Here is a 7149-nt window from a genome sequence, read left to right as displayed (position 1 = left end):
TGGTCAGAAAAACAGCCTGCTTCTCTAAAAAAGAGCAGAATCACTACAACGCCATGAAGCTAATATTCTATTACCGAAACCATCATACATTCTAGACCACAACCAGATAAAGAAGCCGCTGCCTTAAATGGCAGCGGCTTCTTTATAATTGTAACATGAAGGCTTTTTACTCTTCCTTCCGAGTAACCCAGCTTAAGTTGTACAAGTCCTTGCGGCGGTCTTTCAGGTTGCGAACGCTACCGGCTGCATTCAGGTCTTTCAAGAGGTCCAAATCCAGGTCGGCGATCAGGGTCATCTCTGTGTTTGGAGTGGCTTCGGCGATTACTGCATCGTGCGGGAAAGCGAAGTCAGAAGGGGAGAAGACGGCTGACTGGGAGTACTGGATGTCCATGTTCTCCACCTTCGGCAGGTTACCCACGCTACCTGTAATGGCTACATAGCACTCGTTCTCGATGGCGCGGGCCTGGGAGCAGAGGCGCACCCGCAGGTAAGCGTTCTTTGTATCCGTCCAGAAAGGCACGAAAAGGATCTTCATGTCCATGTCAGACAGCATACGTGCCAGCTCAGGGAACTCCACGTCGTAACAGATCAGGATACCGATTTTACCTATGTCCGTATCGAATATCTTCAGCTTATGGCCACCGCGCATACCCCAGTAGTGCGATTCATCCGGCGTTACGTGCAGCTTGTACTGAGCATCGTAGGTACCGTCGCGTCGGCAGAGGTAGCTCACATTGTACAATTTATTGTCGTAGTACTCCGGCATACTACCGGCAATAATATTTATGTTGTAAGAAAGCGCGAGGTGTATCATCCGCTCCCGTATTTCCTCTGTATATTCGGCCATACTTCGGATAGCCTCCGAGGGTGACTCCTCGTTTGTAAGGGCCATAAGTGGGGCATTAAAGAACTCCGGGAACACCACAATGTCCGATTTATAGGAACTGACGGTGTCAACAAAGAACTCCACCTGCTGCATAAAGTCCTCCAGGTCCTTTACGGCCCGCATCTGCCACTGCACTATACCAATGCGCACCACCGTTTTGCGGCCACCAATTATATCTTCCTTCTCCTCATAATATACGTTAATCCACTCGAGCAGCGTAGCATACGAACGTGATTCTTTGTCATCAGGCAGGTAGTTCTTCAGGATTTTACGCACGTGAAAGCCATTGCTGAGCTGAAAGGAGAGGACTGGGTCCGATAGCTCCTTGTTGCGCACCATCTCAATGTACTTGGCAGGCGTCAGCTTGTCTGCATAATCTTTGTAACCGGGTATGCGGCCACCGGCAATAATGCCGCGCAGGTTCAGGTTTTCGCAGATTTCCTTTCGGGCATCATACAAACGACGGCCAAGGCGAAGGTTGCGGTACTCCGGGTGCACAAACACATCAATGCCATATAGCGTCGCGCCCTCCGGGTCATGCGACTTAAAGGTACCATTGTCTATGATTTGCTCGTAGGTGTGTTTGTCTCCGTATTTGTCGTAGTTAATGATGAGGCTGAGGGCGGCCGCAACTACTGTGCCGTTGTCTTCAATACAAATCTGCCCATCCGGAAACTGCTTTAACAGGTTAGAGAACTCTTTGCGGGTCCAGGCACCGTCTATATTGCGGTACACCAGGTTCATGATCTCTTTTACTTCTTTATAATCTTTCAGCTCCAGTTGGCGGAGCAGCAATCTGTGTTCGGTATTTGTTTCGTTTTTTTCGCTCATGTGTGGGATGATGTCTCTTTACTTGTTGTAAGTGTATACGTGCAGCAAGTATAGTTTTGATATAATATAAGTGGAGAAAGGCAAAATGCTATTTCTCCTGTATACAAAAATAACAAAAAAAGCGCAGTTTCCGGCTGCGCTCCCTATTGTAAGGTTTTTCTGATAGTTAAAGCTATACCTGTATCTCCGGCACATCGCCTTCTACGATAAGGTTGCCGGCAGTTGCCGCTTTTATATCCTCCACGCTCACGCCCGGAGCCCGTTCCAACAGTTTAAAACCACCTTCCACTACTTCTAACACGGCTAAGTCCGTAACAATCTTTTTGACACAATCCACTCCTGTAATAGGAAGGGTACACTCCTTCAGGAGCTTTGAGGAACCGTCGCGGGCAGTGTGTTGCATGGCCACAATAATGTTTTTGGCAGATGCCACCAGGTCCATGGCGCCTCCCATTCCTTTCACCATTTTACCCGGTATTTTCCAGTTGGCAATGTCTCCTTTCTCAGAAACCTCCATGGCTCCTAAAATAGTAAGGTCTACGTGCTCCCCTCTTATCATGGCAAAACTTTCAGCGGAGCTGAAAATGGCAGAGCCGGGCAGGGTGGTGATGGTTTGCTTGCCTGCGTTTATCATGTCTGCGTCCACCTGGTCTTCGGTAGGAAAGGGACCCATGCCCAGCAGGCCGTTCTCTGACTGCAGCACTACCTCAATTCCCTCGGGCAGATAGTTGGCTACCAGCGTGGGTATACCAATACCCAGGTTCACGTACATGCCGTTCTTAACTTCTTTTGCGATGCGTTTCGCTATTCCATGTTTATCTAAAGCCATAGTTTTTTCTTTAGTGAATTAAGCGGTTCTGACTGTGCGCTGCTCAATACGTTTCTCATAGTTTTTGCCCTGGAAGATGCGCTGAACAAAGATGCCGGGGGTGTGAATCATGTTCGGGTCGAGTTCGCCGGCAGGAACAAGCTCCTCTACTTCTGCAACGGTTATCTTACCTGCTGTAGCCATCATCGGGTTAAAGTTGCGGGCTGTCCCCTTGTAAATAAGGTTGCCCGCCGTATCGCCCTTCCATGCTTTTACAAAAGAAAAATCTGCCTTCAACCAAGTCTCCATCAGGTACATTTTCCCGTTAAACTCCCTGGTCTCTTTTCCCTCGCCTACTTCGGTGCCATAGCCTGCTGGGGTAAAGAAAGCGGGGATACCTGCACCGCCAGCCCGTATCCGTTCTGCCAGAGTACCCTGCGGTATCAGGTCTACTTCCAGTTCACCGGAGAGTAACTGGCGCTCAAATTCTGCGTTTTCGCCCACATAACTCGAAATCATCTTTTTCACCTGGTGCTTCTGAAGCAGCAGGCCGATGCCAAAATCGTCTACACCGGCGTTGTTGGATATGCAGGTGAGGTCTTTCACGCCTAGGCGGAGCAGTTCCTGAATCGAGTTTTCCGGAATGCCACAGAGGCCAAAGCCGCCCAGCATCAGGGTCATGCCGTCCTGCACACCCTGCAGTGCCTGCTGTGCATTTTCTACTGTTTTATTTATCATAGTTTAAGAGCAGTGGTTGTTTTAGGTAATTTATATATAAAATAAGCCATATAAAACATATACCTTTTCGTTTTTAGGTGAAATAGGTTTTAGAACAGGTAATTTTTTTACCTGGCCGCCCGAATTTGAATGCAGGAGCCGGTTAGATCTGTTTAGCGGCGAATGCTGACAAGTATTTCCAGTTGGACGTCTTTCTGGTTTATCCTTTCCTGGATAGCCTGCTTTACCTTTTCCAGGTCTTCGGTGGTAACAGGCTCCTGTGCTACCAGTTTCACGCTGATCAGCAGGGGCTTTGTGCCGCGTATCACCGATACATCCCGAAGCAGAATGTCATCTACCTGGTGGTTGTTCAGTGCCTGTGCAATTCTACGTTCCCGCACCATGTCAGAAAAACCAAAGCCTAATGGGAAACTGACGATCGCAACCAGCAGCATTGAAACAAACAGCCCTTTCCTGGCAAGCCGAAAGGGGCTAAAGCCTAGCAGCATAAAAGTAACTGCACCGGCTAACACGATACCTGCAAGGTTAGTAAGAAACAGCAGGATGGCTCCCATAAATACCTGCCATTCGCCCCAGCCAATGCCGATGCCAGAAACGGCCAGGGGAGGAACTAAGGCCACGGCAATGGCTACGCCAGCCAGTGTTTTGGCTACCTCTTCACGGGCATGCGCATAAGCACCTGCTATCCCTGAAACAATAGCTACTCCGAGGTCCAGCAGGTTGGGCCTGATCCGAGCCGTTATTTCTTCATTGAGGGTGTGTAGTGGCGTGAGGAAGGTTAGAAAGATAGCAGCCAGGTAACTCAGCAACAGGCCCAAACCGATGGTTTTCAGACTGCTTGTCATTAATTTTTTCTCCTGCCGCAGGACTCCCATCGCCAAAGAAATGATTGGTGCCATCAATGGCGCCAGGATCATAGCCCCTATAATAACAGGGGAGGAGTTAGAGAAGAGTCCTAATGTAGCCAGCAGGGTAGAGAGGACCATCAGCGTTAAAAAGGCGCCGCTCACTTTTGCATTTTCGCGCAGCACCATAAACAGGTCCTTGAACTCTTCAGTAGAAGCATGGTAAATCAGAGAGAGTGGCTTTCCTACAATTTCACGTAGATAAGCCTCGCCTGTAGGCAGCCTGTTTATGCGATACATCTCGCTAGGTTCTCCTGTATGCTCTACAGCATTCAGATGTCGTCCCGGTAGTATCCTGAAGGCGTCTTTACTCACAAACAACTCGATCCCTTTTGCACTCAACAGGTTGTTGTCCATTGAAAAGTCAATCGGTTGAGACAAATTGATGGTGATGGACCTTGCCTTAATATGTCCAATGAAGGAAGGTAGTTTCCGGCGACTGCCTTTCTCAAATAGGGATGTAAGGTAAAACCTCACCAGACCCATGATGCTCCTTGGCGCCAGGATAAGCCCGTGCATGCTGCCGTCGTTGATAAAGGAGTTGTTCAGAAGCCTGCGGGAGAGGAGGGTACTCTTACTGTACAACACAGCTATAACGCCAATAGCTGCTGTTACAAGCGGAGGCTTGTCTTCCGTTATGATGGTAAACTGCCGTGGCGTCAGTTCTTTACCTCCTTTAAAAATTCCTGCTACTTTTTCCAGAAAAGACTTGAAGCTGTTTTTAGAAACACTGCCAGACATCAGGCTCAGGCTGTTGCCGATAACTACCCTGTTGAAGACAGGCCGCCCGTTGCAAAGAAGCAAATCTGCCTTTATTCCCTTTTTTGCGTTTACTATATCCTCCATTGCCAGTTGTAGGCTGTCAGCAATACCATATCCCTGGCGAGCCTCCTTTAGGTCGGGATGCGGCAAAAAGGCAAGAGAGCAGTTTTGTCCCAGAATTATGGCTACCAACTCTCCCAACTGCTCATCGCTCAGGTACGTAATTATGTTGCTTCCTGGGGCAATATTGAGGTTATGTAAAGTAAAAGGAACCAGCTTTGGACTGTAAGCCGCCAGCGCAGGTACAATAGTTGTCTCAACCGTTTGCTGTGCTTCTATATCGTAAATTAATAATGGTTCTTTCATGCAGCGGTGAAAGGGTGTTACAAGTTATTACGAGTAGCTTGCTGTGTGGTCCTAGCTTATTTCTTACAGGACATGATTGCCCGTTTCTAACCTCCACAGCAGAGCTATGCAAAAACTTATACTATACGGCTCCCATGCTGCTGATAGCCGATAATTTTAAAGCTTTTCTGGTGCTACCCGCATAAAAAAGGCGGCCACACAATAGGCCGCCTTTTGTCTCTGTTTGTTGATACTATATTTTACTGAAGCTGCAACACTTGTTGGGTGGCTTCCTTGTCTTTTGCCAGTTGGGATTTCAAAGCTTCCAGGCCCTCAAACTTCTGCTCTTTGCGCAGCTGCGCAACAAACTCTACCGTGATAGGCTGGCCGTATATATCCTGGTCAAATTGCAGGATGTGAACCTCTAAACTCAGCTGCTTTCCATCTACAGTGGGGCGCAAGCCTATGTTCATCATACCAGCATAACGGGTTTCCCCCAACTTAACCCAAACCGCATACACGCCATTGGCCGGAATCAGTTTATGATTCCTGGGCAGGGCTAAGTTTGCAGTAGGGAAGCCTATGGTGCGGCCCAGTTTATTTCCTTCCACCACTTCGGAGGTAAGGGTGTAAGGGCGACCCAGATACCTGTTCGCGGTCTCTACATCACCATCTTCCAGGGCTTTCCTTATTTTGGTGGAGCTGACGCCGACATCATCCACATCCTGGCGGGGAATTTCCTCCACCTCAAAGCCATACTGCGCGGAGCGGGCTTTCAGGTTTTCGAAGCTTCCTTCCCGGTTTTTGCCGAAACGGTGGTCGTATCCAATTACCAGCACTTTCGTGTTGATGGCCCGCACAAGCACATCTGTAATGAAACTGCGGGAACTGGTGCGGGAAAATTCTTTCGTGAAAGGTATTATTAGCAGGTAGTCGATGCCGAAGTCGCGAAGGTGATCGATGCGTTCCTCAATTGTGGAGAGCAGCATCAGGCTATTATCTTCCGGGAAAAGCACGAGGCGTGGATGAGGCCAGTAAGTGATAACCACACTCTGGCCGTTACTCTGGCGGGCACATTCCTTCACGCGGTTCAGAATTTTCTGGTGGCCGATGTGTACACCATCAAATGTGCCGCTGGTAACAACGGGGTAGCTAAGTTGCGGGAAATCGTTTATATCACGAATTACTTCCATCCGCTTCTGTTTGCTTTTTTCTGATTGCCTGAATGTCTTCAATGGTGAGCGCGTCCTTCAGCCGGTACTCACCAATACGCGTGCGGACAAGGGACGATAGGTGTGCGCCACAGCCCAGTTTCTGCCCAAGGTCGTGCGCCAGGCTTCTGATGTACGTGCCTTTGCTGCAAACTACCCTGAAATGTACCTCAGCCCCTTCTATGGCGGTGATGTCGAAAGCTTGGATGGTAATTATACGCGGCTTTAACTCTGCGGACTTGCCTTTTCGGGCTAGGTCGTAGGCACGTTTGCCATCCACCTGCACAGCGGAGTAAATGGGAGGCACCTGTTCGATGGTACCCACAAATTCTGCTGCTGCGGCCTTTATATCACCCTCTGACAGGTGGCTGGTATCTTTTGTTTCTGTTACTTCCGTTTCACGGTCGTAGGAAGGGGTAATCTCTCCTAAGCGGATGGTGCCGGTATATTCTTTTTCCTGGCCCTGTATTTCATCAATGCGTTTGGTGAACTTTCCGGTGCAAAGAATGAGCAAACCGGAAGCGAGGGGATCCAAAGTGCCGGCGTGGCCTACCTTTTTCACCCGAATTGTGTTTCGCACTTTCTTCACCACATCAAAGGAGGTCCAGTCCAGTGGCTTGTTTATTAGAAGTATTTCGCCAGCGGCAAAATCATATTCCATTT

6 protein-coding genes and 1 pseudogene are annotated in these 7149 nt (G+C 48.9%); 1 reads left to right on the top strand and 6 read right to left on the bottom strand.

Annotated elements, in window-relative coordinates:
- Positions 1 to 95, top strand: a pseudogene (locus tag ACYVB1_RS14490) (IS1 family transposase); the annotation flags it as partial.
- A 71-nt stretch (positions 96 to 166) separates the two neighbouring features.
- Here ACYVB1_RS14490 and ACYVB1_RS14485 read toward each other — a convergent pair.
- The 6 genes from ACYVB1_RS14485 to truB all read right to left on the bottom strand — a co-directional run bounded on the left by ACYVB1_RS14485 (position 167) and on the right by truB (position 7147).
- The gene (locus tag ACYVB1_RS14485; protein WP_460924495.1) at positions 167 to 1717 is read right to left on the bottom strand and encodes a GNAT family N-acetyltransferase; all 1551 of its coding nucleotides are present in this window, start codon (positions 1715 to 1717) and stop codon (positions 167 to 169) included.
- A gap of 172 nt (positions 1718 to 1889) precedes the next feature.
- Positions 1890 to 2546 carry a 3-oxoacid CoA-transferase subunit B gene (locus tag ACYVB1_RS14480; RefSeq protein ID WP_460924494.1) on the bottom strand — a complete coding sequence of 219 codons (657 nt, stop codon included), beginning with the start codon at positions 2544 to 2546 and terminating at the stop codon, positions 1890 to 1892.
- Positions 2547 to 2564: 18 nt separating this feature from the next.
- Entirely contained in the window at positions 2565 to 3263 is a 699-nt protein-coding gene (locus tag ACYVB1_RS14475; protein ID WP_460924493.1) for a CoA transferase subunit A, read from the bottom strand.
- A 152-nt stretch (positions 3264 to 3415) separates the two neighbouring features.
- A complete protein-coding gene (locus ACYVB1_RS14470; protein WP_460924492.1) occupies positions 3416 to 5296 on the bottom strand; it encodes a TIGR00341 family protein in 1881 nt (626 codons plus the stop codon).
- A gap of 239 nt (positions 5297 to 5535) precedes the next feature.
- Positions 5536 to 6468 carry a bifunctional riboflavin kinase/FAD synthetase gene (locus ACYVB1_RS14465; RefSeq protein ID WP_460924491.1) on the bottom strand — a complete coding sequence of 311 codons (933 nt, stop codon included), beginning with the start codon at positions 6466 to 6468 and terminating at the stop codon, positions 5536 to 5538.
- Entirely contained in the window at positions 6452 to 7147 is a 696-nt protein-coding gene (truB, locus tag ACYVB1_RS14460) for a tRNA pseudouridine(55) synthase TruB (RefSeq protein WP_460924490.1), read from the bottom strand. The genes ACYVB1_RS14465 and truB overlap by 17 nt, the downstream gene beginning before the upstream one ends.
- Positions 7148 to 7149 lie beyond the last annotated feature (2 nt).

It is taken from the genome of Pontibacter brevis, from assembly GCF_054779655.1.
This window is presented reverse-complemented; position numbering and strand designations above follow the sequence as displayed.

Excerpts from the sequence above, each read along its gene's own strand:
- ACYVB1_RS14485 (WP_460924495.1), bottom strand. The coding sequence starts at position 1,717 with ATGAGCGAAAAAAACGAAACAAATACCGAACACAGATTGCTGCTCCGC.
- ACYVB1_RS14480 (WP_460924494.1), bottom strand. The coding sequence starts at position 2,546 with ATGGCTTTAGATAAACATGGAATAGCGAAACGCATCGCAAAAGAAGTT.
- ACYVB1_RS14475 (WP_460924493.1), bottom strand. The coding sequence starts at position 3,263 with ATGATAAATAAAACAGTAGAAAATGCACAGCAGGCACTGCAGGGTGTG.
- ACYVB1_RS14470 (WP_460924492.1), bottom strand. The coding sequence starts at position 5,296 with ATGAAAGAACCATTATTAATTTACGATATAGAAGCACAGCAAACGGTT.
- ACYVB1_RS14465 (WP_460924491.1), bottom strand. The coding sequence starts at position 6,468 with ATGGAAGTAATTCGTGATATAAACGATTTCCCGCAACTTAGCTACCCC.
- truB (WP_460924490.1), bottom strand. The coding sequence starts at position 7,147 with ATGGAATATGATTTTGCCGCTGGCGAAATACTTCTAATAAACAAGCCA.